The sequence below is a fragment of the Pseudomonas agarici genome (genome assembly GCF_001543125.1).
Classification (GTDB): Bacteria; Pseudomonadota; Gammaproteobacteria; order Pseudomonadales; family Pseudomonadaceae; genus Aquipseudomonas; species Aquipseudomonas agarici.
The window spans coordinates 2,290,756-2,307,389 of the sequence record NZ_CP014135.1 but is presented as its reverse complement, the minus strand read 5'-3'; the positions used below and the strand labels follow the sequence as shown (position 1 = coordinate 2,307,389).

Sequence of the window (16,634 nt, the reverse complement as noted above, 5' to 3'; positions counted from 1 at the left end):
TAGTGTGTTTTCACACAGTCTGCTCAAGGCCGGTTTTTTGTTCGTAGAACAACAACTTACAACTTGCTGGCGTTCTCGGTCAGGTAAGCAGCCACGCCTGCTGGCGAAGCGTTCATGCCCTTGTCGCCTTTTTTCCAGTTGGCCGGGCAGACTTCACCGTGCTCTTCGTGGAATTGCAGCGCATCAACCAGACGAATCAGCTCTTCCATGTTACGGCCCAGCGGCAGGTCGTTGATGATCTGCGAACGGACCACGCCCTTGTCGTCGATCAGGAACGCGCCACGGAAAGCCACGCCGCCCTCGGACTCAACGTCGTAGGCCTTGGCGATTTCGTGCTTCATGTCGGCAGCCATGGTGTATTTGACCTTGCCGATGCCGCCATCATTGATGGCAGTGTTGCGCCAGGCGTTGTGGGTGAAGTGCGAGTCGATGGAAACGGCAACCACTTCAACGTTACGCGCTTTGAAATCCTCCATGCGATGGTCCAGGGCAATCAGCTCGGACGGGCAGACGAAGGTGAAGTCCAGCGGATAGAAGAACACCAGGCCGTATTTGCCTTTGATGGCCGAGGACAGGGTGAAGCTGTCGACGATTTCGCCATTGCCCAATACAGCCGGGACGGTGAAGTCCGGGGCTTGTTTGCCTACGAGTACGCTCATTGGATATCTCCTGGTGTAGTAACGTTCAGAACAAGATCGCGCCTAGCCTGCCAGCCTTAAGCGACAAGCCTGTGACGCGATCTCGTTTCCTTGGAATCGACCATCATACACCGCGTTTTTTGACGCTCCTAAACGGTTTTTACAAACTCGCCCCCGCTACCCATTGCCGGGCGCTACTTCCCGTTCGTCAGCCAACCATGCAACGGACAAAGATTTTACACAGACAGCTTTGACAATCATTCTCGTTAACATTAAGATCCATGGCAATTGAACCCTAACCAGCGACAGTTCTCATCTTATGTATGTCTGCCTTTGCGCCGGCGTCACCGACGGACAAATCCGCGAGGCGATCTTCGAGGGTTGCTGCAGCTACCGCGAAGTGCGCCAGGCGACCGGTGTTGCCGGTCAATGTGGCAAATGTGCGTGCCTGGCCAAGCAAGTGGTACGCGAAACCCTGACCGAGCTGCAAAGCAGCCAGGCTGCACTGCCCTACGCGGTAGAATTTTCAGCAGGGTAAAATACGACGATTGTAAGTAACCGGACTCAGTGTCCGGTTTTTTTATGCCTGTAATTCAATCGCTTAGCACCAAGACGCGGAACACAAACATTCTTATTCCGATTAATTTTCATATATTATTCAATAACTTAGGTTTGACTCTCGCAGTTGTCGGGATCAAACTCTGCCTTATACACAGCTATTACAGGGCAGGACCCCATCATGAAAGGCGACAAATCAGTCATCCAGCATCTCAACAAGATCCTCGCCAATGAGCTGGTCGCGATCAACCAATACTTCTTGCATGCCCGTATGTACGAGGATTGGGGTCTGAACAAGCTGGGCAAGCACGAGTACCACGAGTCCATCGACGAGATGAAACACGCGGACAAGCTGATCAAGCGCATCCTGTTCCTCGAAGGCCTGCCGAACGTGCAGGACCTGGGCAAGCTGCATATCGGCGAGAACACCAAGGAAATGCTCGAGTGCGACCTGAAAATTGAAAGAACAGGCCACAAGGATCTGAAAGAAGCGATTGCCCATTGCGAAAAGAGCGGAGACTTCGGCAGCCGCGAACTGCTGGAAGATATTCTCGAATCCGAAGAGGAACATATCGACTGGCTGGAAACCCAACTGGGCCTGATCGATAAAGTCGGTATTGAAAACTATTTGCAATCGCAGATGGGCGACGAATAACTCGTCCAAAATAAAAAGCCCCGCCCTTCGATGAAGAGGCGAGGCTTTTTTATCCCTGGGCAACGTTGAACGCCGTCCAGGGTCATCCGAAATCAGGCTTCGGTCTTGGCAGCGGCTTTTTCGGCAGCATTCTTGATCAGCGTCTGCAGCTCACCGTTGGCGTACATCTCAGTCATGATGTCGCTACCACCGACCAGCTCACCGCCGACCCACAGCTGTGGAAAGGTGGGCCAGTTGGCGTACTTGGGCAGGTTGGCGCGAATTTCCGGGTTCTGCAGAATGTCTACGTAGGCGAACTTCTCGCCACAGCCCATGACAGCTTGAGCGGCTTTCGAGGAGAAGCCACATTGTGGGGCATTCGGCGAGCCTTTCATGTAAAGCAGAATGGTGTTGTTGGCAATCTGCTCTTTAATCGTTTCGATGATATCCATGGAACACCTCGGCTAAACTTTCCGACTCAGTTGTCGGCACGGTCACGCATTGTATCGGAAAGCCGAGCGTGGTGCTCGGTCTCCCCGCAGACGGCCTGTCGCGGCGGACTCAGAGTGCCGTGCTCCGCGACACGGCCGCACTGTCTGGTGAGTCGATGGGCTTCAGGCCAGAGGGAGCCTGGGGGCAGGTTGTAGTTGGATTTCCTGGACGGTTTCGCTCCGCTCCTGGCCGACATGTACGCCGGTCAGCTCACCGATCAGGCGCCAATGCTCGTCGAGGCCAGAACTGATGGTGCCCATGCGGTGGATCATCCGCCGCCCGGCTGCACGGGTGGCTTCATCTTCGCTACGTAACAATTCGAAAGACATCGAGGTCACCGAAGCGGTCATATGCGTCAGCGCCTGGGCGGTCAATCTTAGCAACTCCATGAGTTGCTGTTCTTTCGATTCCATTCCAAAGCCTCTGCGTGTCTGCAATGATACCTTTATAACCTAGGCGCATAGTTTAGGAAATGTTTCTGCTTTTAGCTGAAGCATGATGCCGCAGACAACCGCCCGAGCCAGACGCAGAAAACCACCGCAAGCCGCTTGTAGCCGCCGTCTTCAATTGCCAAGCGCCGTCGCGCCAGTGTAAAAGTGCATCGATTGTGAGGATGGAAACGAGCTTGGACAGACGTGAAAACCGACGGGAACAACTTAATTCCCTCGCTTTGGCGTGCCAAAACAAAGTCTCCTATTGGTAACACGCGACATTTTCTTATACGATCGCGTCTTCCCCTATTTCGTCGCCCCGTGCGGCTTACGCCGCAGGTCTCGCCCGTTTTTCCGAAAAACCCGGCTTTGAGCATCTGCGGTCTGTTGCAAAAGGTACTTAATGATGAGCGCAAGGCACTTTCTCTCCCTGATGGATTGCACGCCCAAAGAGCTGGTCAGCGTGATTCGTCGAGGCGTCGAGCTGAAGGACCTGCGTGATCGCGGCGTATTGTTCGAGCCACTCAAGGGGCGGATTCTCGGCATGATTTTCGAGAAGTCCTCGACCCGTACCCGTGTATCGTTCGAATCCGGCATGATCCAGCTCGGCGGCCAGGCGATCTTCCTCTCGCCACGCGACACCCAACTGGGCCGTGGCGAGCCTATCGGCGACAGCGCCATCGTCCTGTCGAGCATGCTCGACGTCGTCATGCTACGCACCTTCAAGCACAGCACCCTGACCGAATTCGCCGCCAACTCTCGCGTACCGGTGATCAATGGCCTGTCCGACGACCTGCACCCCTGCCAGTTGCTGGCAGACATGCAGACCTTCTTCGAACATCGCGGCTCGATCCAGGGCAAGACCGTGACCTGGATCGGCGACGGCAACAACATGTGCAACAGCTATATCGAAGCAGCGATCCAGTTCGACTTCCAACTGCGCATCAGTTGCCCCGAGGGTTATGAGCCCAGCCCGGCACTGCTGGTCCTGGCCGGCGAGCGGGTGCGGCTAGTTCGCGATCCGCGCGAGGCGGTACGTGGTTCGCACCTGGTCAGCACCGACGTCTGGACCTCCATGGGCCAGGAGGAGGAAACCGCCAAGCGCCTGGCCCTGTTCGCGCCACTGCAAGTTACCCGTGAACTGCTCGACCTGGCCGCTCCCGAGGTACTGTTCCTGCATTGCCTGCCGGCTCACCGTGGTGAGGAAATCAGCCTCGACCTGCTCGACGACCCGCGTTCGGTCGCCTGGGACCAGGCCGAGAACCGCCTGCATGCGCAAAAGGCCCTGTTGGAGTTTCTGGTCCAGCCGGCGTACCGCCCGGCATGAGTCATCCGCTGCTGTTGAATCTGCACAACCTCGCCTGCGGTTACCAGGACCAGCGGGTGGTGCAGAACCTCAATCTGCACCTGAACGCTGGCGATATCGGCTGCCTACTGGGCGCTTCCGGTTGTGGCAAGACGACTACGCTGCGCGCCATCGCCGGTTTCGAACCGGTCCACCAAGGCGAGATTCAGTTGGCGGGCGAAGTCATCTCCAGCGCAGGGTTTACCCTGGCTCCAGAGAAACGCCGCATCGGCATGGTGTTTCAGGACTATGCGCTGTTCCCACACCTGAGCGTCGCGCAAAACATTGCCTTCGGCATTCGCAAGCACCCGCAACGGGCTCGTGTCACCGAAGAACTGCTGGAGCTGGTCAATCTCAAGGGCCTGGGAAAGCGTTATCCCCATGAACTCTCCGGCGGCCAGCAGCAACGCGTGGCTCTGGCCCGCGCACTGGCTCCGGAACCACAACTGCTGCTGCTCGACGAACCCTTCTCCAATCTCGATGGCGAACTGCGGCGCAAGCTCAGCCAAGAAGTCCGCGAAATTCTCAAGCTGCGCGGCACCAGCGCGATCCTGGTCACCCATGACCAGGAGGAAGCCTTTGCGGTCAGCGACCATGTTGGCGTGTTCAGGGAAGGTCGATTGGAGCAGTGGGACACCCCATACAATCTCTATCACGAACCAGCGACACCGTTTGTGGCCAGCTTTATCGGGCAGGGCTACTTTATTCGCGGGCAACTGATCAGCCCGGAGTCGGTGCAAACCGAACTGGGCGTGCTGCGTGGGAACCGGGCCTACGCCTTGCCGCTGGGCGGCGCGGTGGACGTACTGCTACGACCGGACGACATCGTCCACGCGCCCCACAGCCCGCTGAAAGCGCGGGTCATCGGCAAAACGTTCCTCGGCGCGGCGACCCTCTATCGCCTACAGTTAGCGACCGGCAGCCAGTTGGAGTCGATCTTTCCCAGCCATGCCGACCACTTGCCTGGAGACGATGTCGGGATTCGCGTTGCCGCCGAACACCTGGTGCTGTTTCAAGCCCCTGGCTGATGCTGCTCCATACGTGAATATTCTTTTAGCACCCCTAGATACACCTGGAGCAGCGCGGCATCGAACTCAGGCTCAACGATGCCAGTCCCTTCAAGGAACTGCCTTACATTCGAGCAATCCCACAGGTAAGTGTCCTGGTAGAGTTCAACGGTGGACTTGCCATCGAACATATTATCCTTGAACAGACTCAGCAAAGGATAAAGGGGGGCCTTCTGATCCCACTCCCAAAGAGCGAGCCAGTCCTTGAACGGTATGGTGTCGAAAACCAGATCGCTACTCTCTTGCAACCTTGAGAAAAAATCCTTGAAGGTGAGGTTTTCTCAGGTGAGGGAATAAGGTTGAATTTCTTCCCCAGGGCCTGTGGTTTTCGAGAAATACAGCCAATGGCTCTCACCATATAGTCAACCGTGGTCAAACCTTCGCGCAAATCCTTCAGATCGGGGACCATCTTGAGGTTCATGCACGTCTGGATCAAACGTCCCCACCACTGATAACCCGCGAAGGCCCCCGTCCGGCTATGGCAGGTTGCGTAACCCAGGCGGAAAGTCATCAATGGCAGGCCTTTCGATGCCGCAAGGTCGGCAATTTTCTCCATCACCCACTTGCTGCGCACATAACCAAGATCCGTAGCCACGGCCGGCAGGTTCTGGTCGATATCATCGGCCTCATACATCACCGTTTTTCCCGTATGCAAATGCCCCCAACTATAGACCGATATGGTCGATAGCAATATCAGTGCCTTGCTGCGCATGTTTGCGGCAAACTCTATAATTTGCTTCAAACCCTCCACATTATCCTTCTTCATATACGAGTAAGGCTGGATAAAATTAACCGAACTGGCAGAGTGATAAATCATGTCAACCTTCTCCGACAGCATTTTATAAGTGCTATCAGCAAGCCCCATCAGCTCATGGGATAACTCTCCGGTATAGACTCGGACACGCTCGATATTTTTACCCAGATGTATTTCATATCGCTCCGCCGTCATCTCGATCCGCTTGCGCGCCAGCACAGGATTACTCGCTCTGACGAGACAATGAACTTCAGCCTCGCTGCTGGACAACAGTTCATCGAGAAGATGAATACCGACAAAACCTGTTACGCCAGTCAACAGGATATGTCTCGGACACTCCATTTGCTCATGACTGAAGCCTTCAGGAATATCAAACTTGAGTGGCAGTCTTACATCGTACTGCAACTCATGGACAGGCTCTCCATCCAGAGGCGCGGAACGACTGCCTTTTCGCGCCTCAAGCACAGCCGCGAGCCCGTGAATGGTTCCATGCTCATAGAGGTCTCTGATGTAGGTTTTGACGCCAAGCTGTGCGGTAATCTCCGTGAGTAATGAGATCGCCAGCAGCGAGTGCCCTCCAACCTCAAAAAAATTATCATCCAGGCCAAAGTCAGAGTGCCCCAGGAATCGACTCCAAACCTCGGCGATCAGCAATTCTTCCTGGCTACCGGCCTGAAACTTTTTAACCTCGTCATCGCGCTGAACCGATGCCAGCTCATAAAGTGCTTTCCTGTCTGTCTTTCCATTGGCGTTATAAGGTATTGAATCGAGCAAAACATATCGTGCGGGAATCATATAATCAGGAACTTCATTTCTCAGCTGTGCTGTCAACTTTCTTGTAAAGTCGCCAGAGACCTCTTCTTTATCGCGAGGAACGACAAACGCAACAAGCCGCTTACCCTGAAGCTCACTGAATGCATCAAGCATAACGACAGCAGCAACCAGCCAAGGACTACGCAGCAAAGCTACTTCTATTTCGCCCAACTCGACACGATTGCCGCGGATTTTCACTTGATCGTCTGCACGCCCGAGAAACTGTATGCTGCCATCTGGAAGCCGACGGGCCAGGTCCCCGCTGCGATACGCCCGAAGATTCATTGACGGCACCGTAATGAAACGCTCTGCCGTCAAATCCGGACGTCCCAGATAACCCCGCGCCAAGCCATTTCCGGCTATGAAAAGCTCCCCCGTGTCGCCATCCGCCACGGGGTCGAGATTATCATCCAGCACAAACACTTCCATATCCGCGACAGGAAATCCTATTGAGGAGGCAAGCTGCGGATCTGCAGTATTGCGAACGATGCGACAGGTCGCATAAATAGTCGTCTCCGTCGGTCCATAGTAATCAACCAGCGTGAAAGCCAGGCGCTCAGTATCGACCGGGTGTAGTTTTTCCCCGGCGGAGAACAAAAACTGGAGCGCCTGCTTATCTGGCTGTGGCTGGCGAACGAACTCTCCGACCATGACTGCCGGAATATAAGCATGGGTTATACCATGCCGATTATAAAACCCTAGCAGGGCCTCGGTAGAAATACGTACAGCTTCATCCAACAGATAGATCGTTGCACCAGCACTGAGGGTAGACCATATCTCCCACTGCGAGACGTCAAATCCGACACCCGCCATCAGCGTTGTACGCGATTGCGGTGTCATCATGAAACGATCATTGTGCCATTTTATCAAGTTAACCAGGGAATGATGCTCGATCAAGACACCTTTCGGCTGTCCCGTGGTGCCGGAGGTGAATATGGTATAAATAATATCATTGGGAAAGACAGAAACATCATCCGTCAAATCGTGTTTTTCTTCGTTCAGAATATCAAAAACAGCGATAACATCTTTTTCCACGAGGCAATCTGTATCAACCGCCTCCGTCGCAAGAATAACAGGAGCGAGACACTGGCTGGCAATATTCAATTTCCGGGCTTTCGGGTATTTGTTATCTACTGGAACATAGCTTGCCGACGTCTTCATTACGCCCAACTCAGCAATGATCAAATCGATCGAGCGATGTCCGAATATGGGTATGAAATCGCCCTTACCAACTTTTCGTCGACGAAGATACGCGGCTATCGCATCGCTTTTTCTATCGAGTTCAAAATAAGTAATTGCGCGGTTATCACCCTGTATGGCGATGTGGTTTGGCCACTGTTCAACACTACGATAAAATAGGTCAAGAACTGTTTCAGTACGCATGACGACTCCCTTTGTCAAATCCCCTCCCGATTCCCCTTTCAACTTTATCTTGCGCTGAATGGTCAAAGAATCGTGGGGCACGCGGACTATAGTGAAAAAACGGCAAAGCGGCCAAAACATTATTGAAACTTAAACCTGCTCTTTTATTTCAAAGCAGAATAACCTTCCAAAGCTGCTCAACGACTATTCCAACGAGAGGAGAAACATTTCCCTGGCTCGCCGGTGCTGCCACCTGGCAGCACGGTGCAAGACAATATTACGTTTACCCCAGCAGCAATTGCCCTTTTGCCACCAGAGCCGCACGACCGCCGATCTTCACCCGATCGCCTTCAAGGCGGCAGAACAACTCACCGCCCCGCGGCGAGCATTGGTAAGCCGTCAAGCCGGTCTTGCCCAGGCGTTGTGCCCAGTAGGGAATCAGCGCGCAATGGGTCGACCCGGTGACTGGGTCCTCGTTGATGCCAATGGCAGGGGCAAAATAACGCGAGACAAAATCGTGCCGCTGGCCCGGCGCGGTGACAATCATCCCTGGCCAAGGCAGCTTCGCCACCATCGCCCAATCTGGCGTGCATCTACGCACCGCCTGCTCCGAGGCCAACACCACAAACAACTCATGAGCCCCGAGCACATCGACCACAGTCGTACCAAGCGCCCGTTCGATCTCCAGGGGTCTCTCAATCTCAGCAGGCATGATTACCGGAAAATCCAGCCATAACAGGTCCCGCCCGCGACTGACACTCAGAGGGCCGGACTGGCAGACAAAATCGATGGTTTCCAGCGTTTCGCCGTAGACCTCGAACAGCACCAAGGCACTGGCCAGTGTCGCGTGACCGCAGAGCGGAACTTCGGTTGTGGGAGTAAACCAGCGAATGTGCCATTGCGCCCCTTCCCGAACCACAAACGCGGTTTCCGCCAGATTGTGTTCGGCGGCAATCCTCTGCATCAGTTCGTCCGCCAGCCAGGCGTCGAGCCGATAGACCATCGCCGGGTTACCACCGAAGGGGCGCTCGCTGAAAGCGTCGACCTGGTGAAATTCAAGCTGCATGACGTCTTTTCCTTGTCTTTGCCAACACCATAAGGGCGATGTCACTAGAACAATGCCCACCGATCAGACCCGACCGATATCCGCGAACTTCGCCTGGGTATGTTCGGCCAGTATCGACGGCGCCAACTCCACCTCAAGGCCGCGACGTCCGGCGCTGACAAAAATGCTCGCGAAAGACCGTGCACTCTGGTCGATAAAGGTCCGCAGGCGCTTCTTCTGCCCCAACGGGCTGATACCACCCAGCAGATAGCCGGTGGTCCGCTGGGCTGCGGCGGGGTCCGCCATTTCGACTTTCTTGACCCCCGCCGCTTGAGCCAGCGCCTTCAAATCCAGACTTGTGACAACCGGCACCACCGCGACCAGCAATTCGGCCTTTTCGCTGCAGACCAGCAATGTCTTGAACACCCGGGCCGGCGCGAGCCCAAGCTTTTCCACCGCCTCCAAGCCATAGGACGCAGTTTTCGGATCATGTTTGTAACTATGCACGAGATGTTCGGCACGCACTTTTTTCAGCAAATCCAGTGCTGGCGTCATGGTCGTTCCTGACGATAGGAAGGCGAACCCGGATTTTAGGCCATCCTGAGAAAAAAAGTTCCTATGACAAACTCTCAAGCCTCTATTTCAAGCCGCTGGGCATACCCGAAACAGTGCCTGCCCGACAGACACAATCCCTCATTCATCCAATCAAGGGTCAGAATATGGACGACAGTTCATTTTCGACCTTTGACATAAGCGTTCCTTGTCTATATTTTTTCGAATGTGAAAATAACAACCCGGCACCCACAGTGCTCAGTAGCAAACAGCTTTCACGGATAGGCCCTCCCGCAAGTCGGTGAACGATCACACCGATCATCGGGATTGGCGCCGGACAACAACAAAAACCGAGGTATCCAATGACCACCGCTTTGAAACAACCGTCGCTGTCGGGACAATGCATCGCCGAATTCCTCGGTACCGCGTTATTGATTTTTTTTGGTACAGGTTGTGTTGCCGCGCTCAAAGTCGCGGGTGCCAGCTTTGGCCTGTGGGAAATCAGCATCATTTGGGGGATCGGCGTAAGCATGGCGATCTACCTGACCGCCGGCGTTTCCGGCGCCCACCTCAATCCAGCCGTCAGCATTGCACTGTGCCTGTTCGCCGACTTTGAAAAACGCAAACTAGGGTTCTATATCCTTGCCCAGATGGGCGGCGCCTTCTGTGCCGCCGCGTTGGTTTATACACTTTACAGCAATCTTTTCTTCGATTTCGAACAGACTCACCATATGATCCGTGGTTCGCAAGCCAGCCTGGAACTGGCGTCGGTGTTCACCACCTATCCGCATCCGGCGCTGACCACCGCCCAGGCCTTCTTGGTCGAAGTGATCATCACCGCCATCCTGATGGGGGTGATCATGTCCCTGACCGACGACGACAACGGCTTGCCCAATGGCCCTCTCGCGCCGTTGCTGATCGGCCTGCTGATCGCCGTGATCGGCAGTGCGATGGGCCCGCTGACCGGCTTCGCAATGAACCCGGCACGGGATTTCGCGCCAAAGCTGATGACCTTCTTCGCCGGCTGGGGTGAAATAGCGTTAACTGGCGGACGCGATATCCCCTATTTCCTGGTTCCGATTTTCGCACCCATTGTCGGTGCCTGCCTTGGCGCTGCGCTGTATCGCGGGATGATCGCCCGCCATCTGCCCCGTGCCGCTGCCGTAGAGGATGCACCGACCACCACCGCCAACAAAGTCCAGGCTTCCTGAAACCCCCTGATACGCCAGCGCCTACAGGCGCCGCACCAGCGAGCCGATTTCCCCTATTTCAGTCCAAGGCAATCGAAAATGACCGACCTTCAGAATAAGAACTACATCGTCGCCCTCGACCAGGGTACGACCAGCTCCCGGGCAATCATCTTCGACCGCGATGCCAACGTGGTCTGCACCGCCCAACGTGAATTCCAGCAGCATTACCCGCAGGCAGGTTGGGTCGAGCACGATCCGATGGAAATTTTCGCCACCCAGAGCGCGGTGCTGGTCGAAGCCCTGGCACAAGCCGGCCTGCACCATGATCAGGTCGCCGCCATTGGCATCACCAACCAGCGTGAAACCACCGTGGTCTGGGATAAGACCAGCGGCCGTCCGATCTACAACGCAATCGTCTGGCAATGCCGGCGCAGCACCGAGATCTGTCAACAGCTCAAGCGCGACGGCCATGAAGGCTACATCCGCGAAACCACAGGCTTGGTCACCGACCCGTACTTTTCCGGGACCAAGCTGAAATGGATCCTCGACCACGTCGAAGGCAGCCGCGAACGCGCGCGCAATGGCGAGCTGCTGTTCGGCACCGTCGACAGCTGGCTGATCTGGAAATTCACCGGCGGCAAGACCCATGTCACCGACTACACCAACGCCTCGCGCACCCTACTCTTCAACATCCATTCGCTGGAATGGGATACGAAGATGCTGGAGCTGCTGGACATTCCCCGAGAAATGCTCCCGCAAGTGAAATCGTCCTCGCAAATCTACGGCCATACCAAGAGTGGCATCGCTATCGGCGGGATCGCCGGCGACCAGCAGGCCGCCCTGTTCGGCCAGATGTGCGTAGAGCCCGGCCAGGCCAAGAACACTTATGGCACCGGCTGCTTCCTGTTGATGAACACCGGCACCAAGGCGGTGAAATCCAACCATGGCATGCTCACCACCATCGCCTGCGGCCCGCGTGGCGAAGTGGCGTATGCCTTGGAAGGCGCGGTGTTCAACGGTGGCTCCACGGTGCAATGGCTGCGTGACGAGTTGAAGATCATCAACGATGCCCATGACACCGAGTACTTCGCCAATAAGGTCAAGGACAGCAACGGCGTGTACCTGGTCCCGGCTTTTACCGGTCTGGGCGCGCCCTACTGGGACCCCTATGCCCGTGGCGCTTTGTTCGGCCTGACCCGTGGCGTGCGTGTCGACCACATCATCCGCGCCGCACTGGAATCGATTGCCTATCAGACCCGCGACGTGCTGGATGCCATGCAACAGGATTCGGGCGAACGCCTAAAGGCGTTGCGCGTGGACGGAGGCGCGGTGGCGAACAACTTCCTGATGCAATTCCAGGCCGATATCCTCGGCACCCACGTCGAGCGCCCGCAAATGCGCGAAACCACCGCGCTCGGCGCCGCCTACCTGGCAGGCCTGGCGTGCGGCTTCTGGGGTAGCCTGGAGGAATTGCGCGATAAGGCGGTGATCGAGCGGGAATTCGAGCCGCAACTGGCCGACATCGAGAAGGAAAAACTCTACGACGGCTGGAAAAAAGCCGTGAGCCGTACCCGCGACTGGGAGCCGCACGAAGGCAGCCATTAAGCCAAACCTCCACGGGCGGAGCCGACTACCCGGCTCCCACCAATTCGCTGCCCGACCCTCAGGCACTCGCCCGCTTGACGACACCACCAGCGCACCTGCACGATTCATTGGCCGCGCAAGTAGCAGACAGGTTCTTCCTGCGGCATGATGGAAGAATTTATACGGCCGCCCAAAAGGACGCCCCATGAATCTGCCTCCCCGCCAGCAGCAAATCCTCGAACTGGTCCGCGAACGCGGCTATGTCAGCATCGAGGAACTGGCTCAGTTATTTGTCGTGACCCCACAAACCATCCGTCGCGATATCAACCAGTTGGCGGACGCCAATCTGTTGCGCCGCTACCACGGTGGCGCCGCCTACGATTCGAGCGTGGAGAACACCGCCTACGCCATGCGCGCCGACCAGATGCGCGATGAAAAACAGCGTATCGCCGAGTCCATCGCCGCGCAGATCCCCGATCACGCCTCGCTGTTCATCAATATCGGCACCACCACCGAATCCATCGCCCGTGCCCTGCTCAACCACAATCAGTTGAAGATCATCACCAACAACCTGCATGTGGCCTCGATCCTCAGCGCCAAGGACGATTTCGAAGTGCAATTGGCCGGCGGCAACGTCCGTCGCGACGGCGGTGTGGTGGGCCACGCTGCCGTCGACTTCATCAACCAATTCAAGGTCGACTTCGCCCTCGTCGGCATCAGCGGCATTGATGAGGACGGTAGCCTGCTGGATTTCGACTATCAGGAAGTGCGGGTTTCCCAGGCGATCATCGCCAATGCCCGCCAGGTCATATTGGCCGCCGACTCCAGCAAGTTTGGCCGCAACGCCATGGTCCGCCTGGGGCCGATCACCCTGATCGACTGCCTGGTGACCGACCAGTCTCCAGCCCCGGCGCTGGCGCAACTGCTCAGCCAACACAAAATCCGCCTGGAAGTGGTCTGAGCTTTAGCGGGTTCTCCTCCGTGGCGAAGGAGCTTGCCTGCTTGCCTGCACAGCAGCCATAAAATCAGCCAACGGGTTTCACTGATCACAGGGTTGTGGGACCGCATAGGGCTCCGGCGGGAGCAAGCTGCTTCATCACCGTCTCTGCTCTCACTGCCAATCGCTCCACAATGTTCGATAATTTTCCTTTCGTCCTATCCTGATCAATTTTTTCAATCGGACTTGAGTGGTCTCATGGGATTTTATCCGCTATTATTTTCGAAAATGAACATTCATGTTCAGATTCAAATATGAGATCAACACCGCGAGGCTTACCGATGACCCCCAGCACCTTGCCTGCCACCTCCCCCCCTCTTGCCGAGCGCTATGACATCGCCGTCATTGGCGGTGGCATCAACGGCGTGGGGATTGCCGCGGACGCAGCCGGTCGCGGTCTTTCGGTGTTCCTTTGCGAGAAGGACGACCTCGCCAGCCACACGTCGTCAGCCAGCAGCAAGCTGATCCACGGTGGCCTGCGCTATCTGGAGCACTATGAGTTCCGCCTGGTGCGCGAAGCACTGGCCGAACGCGAAGTGTTGCTCGCCAAAGCGCCGCATATCGTCAAACCGATGCGGTTTATCCTGCCGCACCGCCCGCACCTGCGTCCGGCCTGGATGATTCGTGCCGGCCTGTTTCTTTATGATCACCTGGGCAAGCGCGAAAAACTCGCCGGTTCCCGTAGTTTGAGATTCGGCGCCGACAGCCCGCTCAAGGCCGAAATCAGCAAGGGTTTCGAATATTCCGACTGTTGGGTCGATGACGCCCGCCTGGTTGTGCTCAACGCCATGGCTGCGCGGGAGCAAGGAGCCCATATCCATACCCGCACCCGTTGCGTCAGCGCCCGCCGCAGCAAGGGCCAGTGGCATCTGGAGATGGAACGCGCCGATGACACCCGCTTCTCGATCCAGGCCAAGGCCCTGGTGAATGCGGCCGGCCCGTGGGTCGCCAAATTCATCAAGGATGACCTGAAGCTGGACTCGCCCTACGGTATCCGCCTGATCCAGGGCAGCCACTTGATCGTGCCACGGTTATACGAAGGCGAACATGCGCACATCCTACAGAACGAAGACCAGCGCATCGTGTTCACCATTCCATACTTGGACCGTTTTACCCTGATCGGCACCACCGACCGTGAATACCAGGGCGATCCGGCCAAGGTCACGATCACCGAGGCGGAAACCGATTACCTGCTCAAGGTGGTCAACGCGCACTTCAAGAAACAACTGGTCCGCGACGATATTCTGCACAGCTACTCCGGTGTCCGGCCACTGTGCAATGACGAATCCGACAACCCTTCGGCGGTGACTCGCGACTACACCCTGGCCCTGTCCGGCAATGACGACGAAGCACCGCTGCTGTCGGTATTTGGCGGCAAGCTGACCACCTACCGTAAGCTGGCCGAGTCGGTGATGGCGCAACTATCGCCATTCTTCACACAGATGCGCCCGAGCTGGACCGCCACTTCGACGCTGCCCGGCGGTGAACAGATGAGCACCCCGCTGGCGCTGGCGCAAGAGATACGCCGCCGTTTCGATTGGCTGCCCAGCGACATCGCCCGCCGCTGGGCCACCAGCTACGGCAACCGGGCCTGGCGCCTGCTGGAAGGCGTGCAAAACCTGAGCGAGCTGGGCGAACACCTCGGTGGCGGCCTGTACACCCGTGAGGTGGATTATCTGTGCAGTGACGAATGGGCAACCACCGCCCAGGACATTCTCTGGCGCCGCAGCAAGCTAGGCCTGCTCACCAGTCCGGCGGAACAACAGCAGCTGCAGGACTACCTCGACAAGATTGGACACGATCGCAGCAAGATCGAAGCCGCGTGAACCTCTCAAGCCCCTCCCCCGAGGGGCTTTCCTCCCGTCACCGGGCAAGCGGTTGATGGCATCGACGTTCGGTTTTCCGAATGCCATCATTGGCCAGTATTCGGCTTACCGGACAAGCATTCTCGGCTCCCGGCCCAGGCTTTAAATTAAATTCCTTTAAAATCAATATCTAAAGTCATTTATCCTGGCCTGGCACGACTCATGCTCTACACTTCTGAGCGAATGTTCTGTCTGCCTTGAGCCGACCGAACCGTTCGAGGTTTCCAAGAGTCGGTTGAACGGCTCCATAAAAAAACAATTCCGAGGACATTATCTGATGCGCATCGTTCCCCATATCCTGGGCGCAGCAATCGCTGCTGCTCTGATCAGCACTCCAGTTTTCGCCGCCGAACTGACCGGCACTCTGAAGAAGATCAAAGAGTCCGGCACCATCACCCTCGGTCATCGTGACAGCTCCATTCCGTTCTCCTACTTCGCCGATGCTTCCGGCAAACCCGTGGGCTACTCCCATGACATTCAACTGGCCATCGTCAAGGGCGTTGAAAAGGACCTGGGCATGAAGGAGGGCGAACTTAAGATCAAGTACAACCTGATCACCTCCCAAACCCGTATTCCGCTGGTACAGAACGGCACCGTTGATGTTGAGTGCGGCTCCACCACCAACAACGCCGAACGCGCCCTACAAGTCGCCTTCTCGACTAACATCTTCGAAATCGGCACCCGTCTGCTGGTCAAGAAAGACAAAGATGGCAAGCCGTCCTATAACGACTTCGCCGACCTGAAAGGCAAGAACGTGGTAACCACTGCTGGCACCACCTCCGAGCGCATCATTAAAGCGATGAACGCCGACAAGCAGATGGGCATGAACATCATCTCCGCAAAAGACCACGGCGAATCCTTCCAGATGCTGGAAAGCGGCCGCGCCGTAGCCTTCATGATGGACGATGCGTTGCTGGCGGGCGAAGAAGCCAAGGCCAAGAAACCGGATGATTGGGTGATCACCGGCACCCCACAGTCTTATGAAGTCTACGGTTGCATGGTTCGCAAGGACGACCCTGCCTTCAAGAAAGCGGTCGATGACGCCATCATCGCCACCTACAAATCCGGCGAAATCAACAAGATCTACAGCAAATGGTTCGAAAGCCCGATCCCACCGAAAGGTCTGAACCTGAACTTCCCGATGAGCGACAAGGTCAAGGAATTGATCGCCAATCCGACCGATAAGCCGGCACCTGAAGTAAAAATCTAAGTCGCGACTAACCTTACCTTCAGGGCTGTCTCGGCAGCCCTGAAGGTCTGTTGACCACTTGCTGTACTGGCTTCTTATTGATTACATGGAACAACAC

The 16,634-nt window shown here is 56.3% G+C and carries 16 protein-coding genes; 9 read left to right on the top strand and 7 right to left on the bottom strand.

All coding sequences use genetic code 11. The features are described 5' to 3' along the window. Positions 1–56 precede the first annotated feature (56 nt). Positions 57–659 carry a peroxiredoxin gene (locus AWM79_RS10190; RefSeq protein ID WP_060782760.1) on the bottom strand — a complete coding sequence of 201 codons (603 nt, stop codon included), beginning with the start codon at positions 657–659 and terminating at the stop codon, positions 57–59. A 298-nt stretch (positions 660–957) separates the two neighbouring features. Between AWM79_RS10190 and AWM79_RS10185 the strand changes: the two genes are divergently transcribed. Together AWM79_RS10185 and bfr are read left to right on the top strand one after the other, a co-directional pair. Next, positions 958–1,176: a bacterioferritin-associated ferredoxin gene (locus AWM79_RS10185; protein ID WP_017131301.1), complete on the top strand. Its 219-nt coding sequence runs from the start codon at positions 958–960 to the stop codon at positions 1,174–1,176. Positions 1,177–1,377: 201 nt separating this feature from the next. Further along, the gene (gene bfr / locus AWM79_RS10180) at positions 1,378–1,851 is read left to right on the top strand and encodes a bacterioferritin (protein WP_017131300.1); all 474 of its coding nucleotides are present in this window, start codon (positions 1,378–1,380) and stop codon (positions 1,849–1,851) included. Between the two features lie 92 nt (positions 1,852–1,943). Here bfr and grxD read toward each other — a convergent pair whose 3' ends face one another. Beyond that, positions 1,944–2,282: a Grx4 family monothiol glutaredoxin gene (gene grxD / locus AWM79_RS10175; RefSeq protein WP_017131299.1), complete on the bottom strand. Its 339-nt coding sequence runs from the start codon at positions 2,280–2,282 to the stop codon at positions 1,944–1,946. Between the two features lie 162 nt (positions 2,283–2,444). Next, positions 2,445–2,735 (bottom strand): hypothetical protein, encoded by a 291-nt coding sequence (locus AWM79_RS10170; protein WP_017131298.1) that lies wholly within the window; start codon positions 2,733–2,735, stop codon positions 2,445–2,447. A 424-nt stretch (positions 2,736–3,159) separates the two neighbouring features. Between AWM79_RS10170 and argF the strand changes: the two genes are divergently transcribed. Together argF and AWM79_RS10160 are read left to right on the top strand one after the other, a co-directional pair. Next, positions 3,160–4,080 (top strand): ornithine carbamoyltransferase, encoded by a 921-nt coding sequence (gene argF / locus AWM79_RS10165; RefSeq protein WP_026013099.1) that lies wholly within the window; start codon positions 3,160–3,162, stop codon positions 4,078–4,080. Then, entirely contained in the window at positions 4,077–5,126 is a 1,050-nt protein-coding gene (locus AWM79_RS10160; RefSeq protein ID WP_060782759.1) for an ABC transporter ATP-binding protein, read from the top strand. The genes argF and AWM79_RS10160 overlap by 4 nt, the downstream gene beginning before the upstream one ends. Here the strand turns inward: AWM79_RS10160 and AWM79_RS25565 are convergent. From AWM79_RS25565 to ybaK, 4 genes are all read right to left on the bottom strand, one after another. Then, positions 5,111–5,296: a hypothetical protein gene (locus AWM79_RS25565; RefSeq protein WP_244159631.1), complete on the bottom strand. Its 186-nt coding sequence runs from the start codon at positions 5,294–5,296 to the stop codon at positions 5,111–5,113. The two genes, AWM79_RS10160 and AWM79_RS25565, sit on opposite strands and share 16 nt — an antisense overlap. 17 nt (positions 5,297–5,313) lie before the next feature. Continuing rightward, a complete protein-coding gene (locus AWM79_RS10155; RefSeq protein ID WP_244159630.1) occupies positions 5,314–8,115 on the bottom strand; it encodes a non-ribosomal peptide synthetase in 2,802 nt (933 codons plus the stop codon). A 262-nt stretch (positions 8,116–8,377) separates the two neighbouring features. Then, complete coding sequence (locus AWM79_RS10150; RefSeq protein ID WP_060782758.1) at positions 8,378–9,160, bottom strand: PhzF family phenazine biosynthesis protein; 783 nt, start codon at positions 9,158–9,160, stop codon at positions 8,378–8,380. A gap of 63 nt (positions 9,161–9,223) precedes the next feature. Further along, positions 9,224–9,694: a Cys-tRNA(Pro) deacylase gene (gene ybaK, locus AWM79_RS10145; RefSeq protein ID WP_060782757.1), complete on the bottom strand. Its 471-nt coding sequence runs from the start codon at positions 9,692–9,694 to the stop codon at positions 9,224–9,226. Positions 9,695–10,053: 359 nt separating this feature from the next. Here ybaK and AWM79_RS10140 point away from each other — a divergent pair, with 359 nt between their 5' ends. The 5 genes from AWM79_RS10140 (at position 10,054) to AWM79_RS10120 (ending at position 16,537) form a co-directional block, all read left to right on the top strand. Beyond that, complete coding sequence (locus AWM79_RS10140) at positions 10,054–10,902, top strand: MIP/aquaporin family protein (RefSeq protein WP_060782756.1); 849 nt, start codon at positions 10,054–10,056, stop codon at positions 10,900–10,902. Between the two features lie 78 nt (positions 10,903–10,980). Further along, complete coding sequence (glpK, locus tag AWM79_RS10135; RefSeq protein ID WP_060782755.1) at positions 10,981–12,486, top strand: glycerol kinase GlpK; 1,506 nt, start codon at positions 10,981–10,983, stop codon at positions 12,484–12,486. A 184-nt stretch (positions 12,487–12,670) separates the two neighbouring features. Further along, on the top strand, positions 12,671–13,426 hold the full coding sequence (locus AWM79_RS10130; protein ID WP_060782754.1) for a DeoR/GlpR family transcriptional regulator: 756 nt from the start codon (positions 12,671–12,673) through the stop codon (positions 13,424–13,426). A 317-nt stretch (positions 13,427–13,743) separates the two neighbouring features. Continuing rightward, positions 13,744–15,288 carry a glycerol-3-phosphate dehydrogenase gene (gene glpD, locus AWM79_RS10125; RefSeq protein WP_060782753.1) on the top strand — a complete coding sequence of 515 codons (1,545 nt, stop codon included), beginning with the start codon at positions 13,744–13,746 and terminating at the stop codon, positions 15,286–15,288. Between the two features lie 316 nt (positions 15,289–15,604). Further along, a complete protein-coding gene (locus AWM79_RS10120; protein ID WP_017131290.1) occupies positions 15,605–16,537 on the top strand; it encodes a glutamate/aspartate ABC transporter substrate-binding protein in 933 nt (310 codons plus the stop codon). The last annotated feature ends 97 nt before the right edge of the window (positions 16,538–16,634 follow it).

Excerpts from the sequence above, each read along its gene's own strand:
- AWM79_RS10190 (WP_060782760.1), bottom strand. The coding sequence starts at position 659 with ATGAGCGTACTCGTAGGCAAACAAGCCCCGGACTTCACCGTCCCGGCT.
- AWM79_RS10185 (WP_017131301.1), top strand. The coding sequence starts at position 958 with ATGTATGTCTGCCTTTGCGCCGGCGTCACCGACGGACAAATCCGCGAG.
- bfr (WP_017131300.1), top strand. The coding sequence starts at position 1,378 with ATGAAAGGCGACAAATCAGTCATCCAGCATCTCAACAAGATCCTCGCC.
- grxD (WP_017131299.1), bottom strand. The coding sequence starts at position 2,282 with ATGGATATCATCGAAACGATTAAAGAGCAGATTGCCAACAACACCATT.
- AWM79_RS10170 (WP_017131298.1), bottom strand. The coding sequence starts at position 2,735 with ATGGAATCGAAAGAACAGCAACTCATGGAGTTGCTAAGATTGACCGCC.
- argF (WP_026013099.1), top strand. The coding sequence starts at position 3,160 with ATGAGCGCAAGGCACTTTCTCTCCCTGATGGATTGCACGCCCAAAGAG.
- AWM79_RS10160 (WP_060782759.1), top strand. The coding sequence starts at position 4,077 with ATGAGTCATCCGCTGCTGTTGAATCTGCACAACCTCGCCTGCGGTTAC.
- AWM79_RS25565 (WP_244159631.1), bottom strand. The coding sequence starts at position 5,296 with ATGTTCGATGGCAAGTCCACCGTTGAACTCTACCAGGACACTTACCTG.
- AWM79_RS10155 (WP_244159630.1), bottom strand. The coding sequence starts at position 8,115 with ATGCGTACTGAAACAGTTCTTGACCTATTTTATCGTAGTGTTGAACAG.
- AWM79_RS10150 (WP_060782758.1), bottom strand. The coding sequence starts at position 9,160 with ATGCAGCTTGAATTTCACCAGGTCGACGCTTTCAGCGAGCGCCCCTTC.
- ybaK (WP_060782757.1), bottom strand. The coding sequence starts at position 9,694 with ATGACGCCAGCACTGGATTTGCTGAAAAAAGTGCGTGCCGAACATCTC.
- AWM79_RS10140 (WP_060782756.1), top strand. The coding sequence starts at position 10,054 with ATGACCACCGCTTTGAAACAACCGTCGCTGTCGGGACAATGCATCGCC.
- glpK (WP_060782755.1), top strand. The coding sequence starts at position 10,981 with ATGACCGACCTTCAGAATAAGAACTACATCGTCGCCCTCGACCAGGGT.
- AWM79_RS10130 (WP_060782754.1), top strand. The coding sequence starts at position 12,671 with ATGAATCTGCCTCCCCGCCAGCAGCAAATCCTCGAACTGGTCCGCGAA.
- glpD (WP_060782753.1), top strand. The coding sequence starts at position 13,744 with ATGACCCCCAGCACCTTGCCTGCCACCTCCCCCCCTCTTGCCGAGCGC.
- AWM79_RS10120 (WP_017131290.1), top strand. The coding sequence starts at position 15,605 with ATGCGCATCGTTCCCCATATCCTGGGCGCAGCAATCGCTGCTGCTCTG.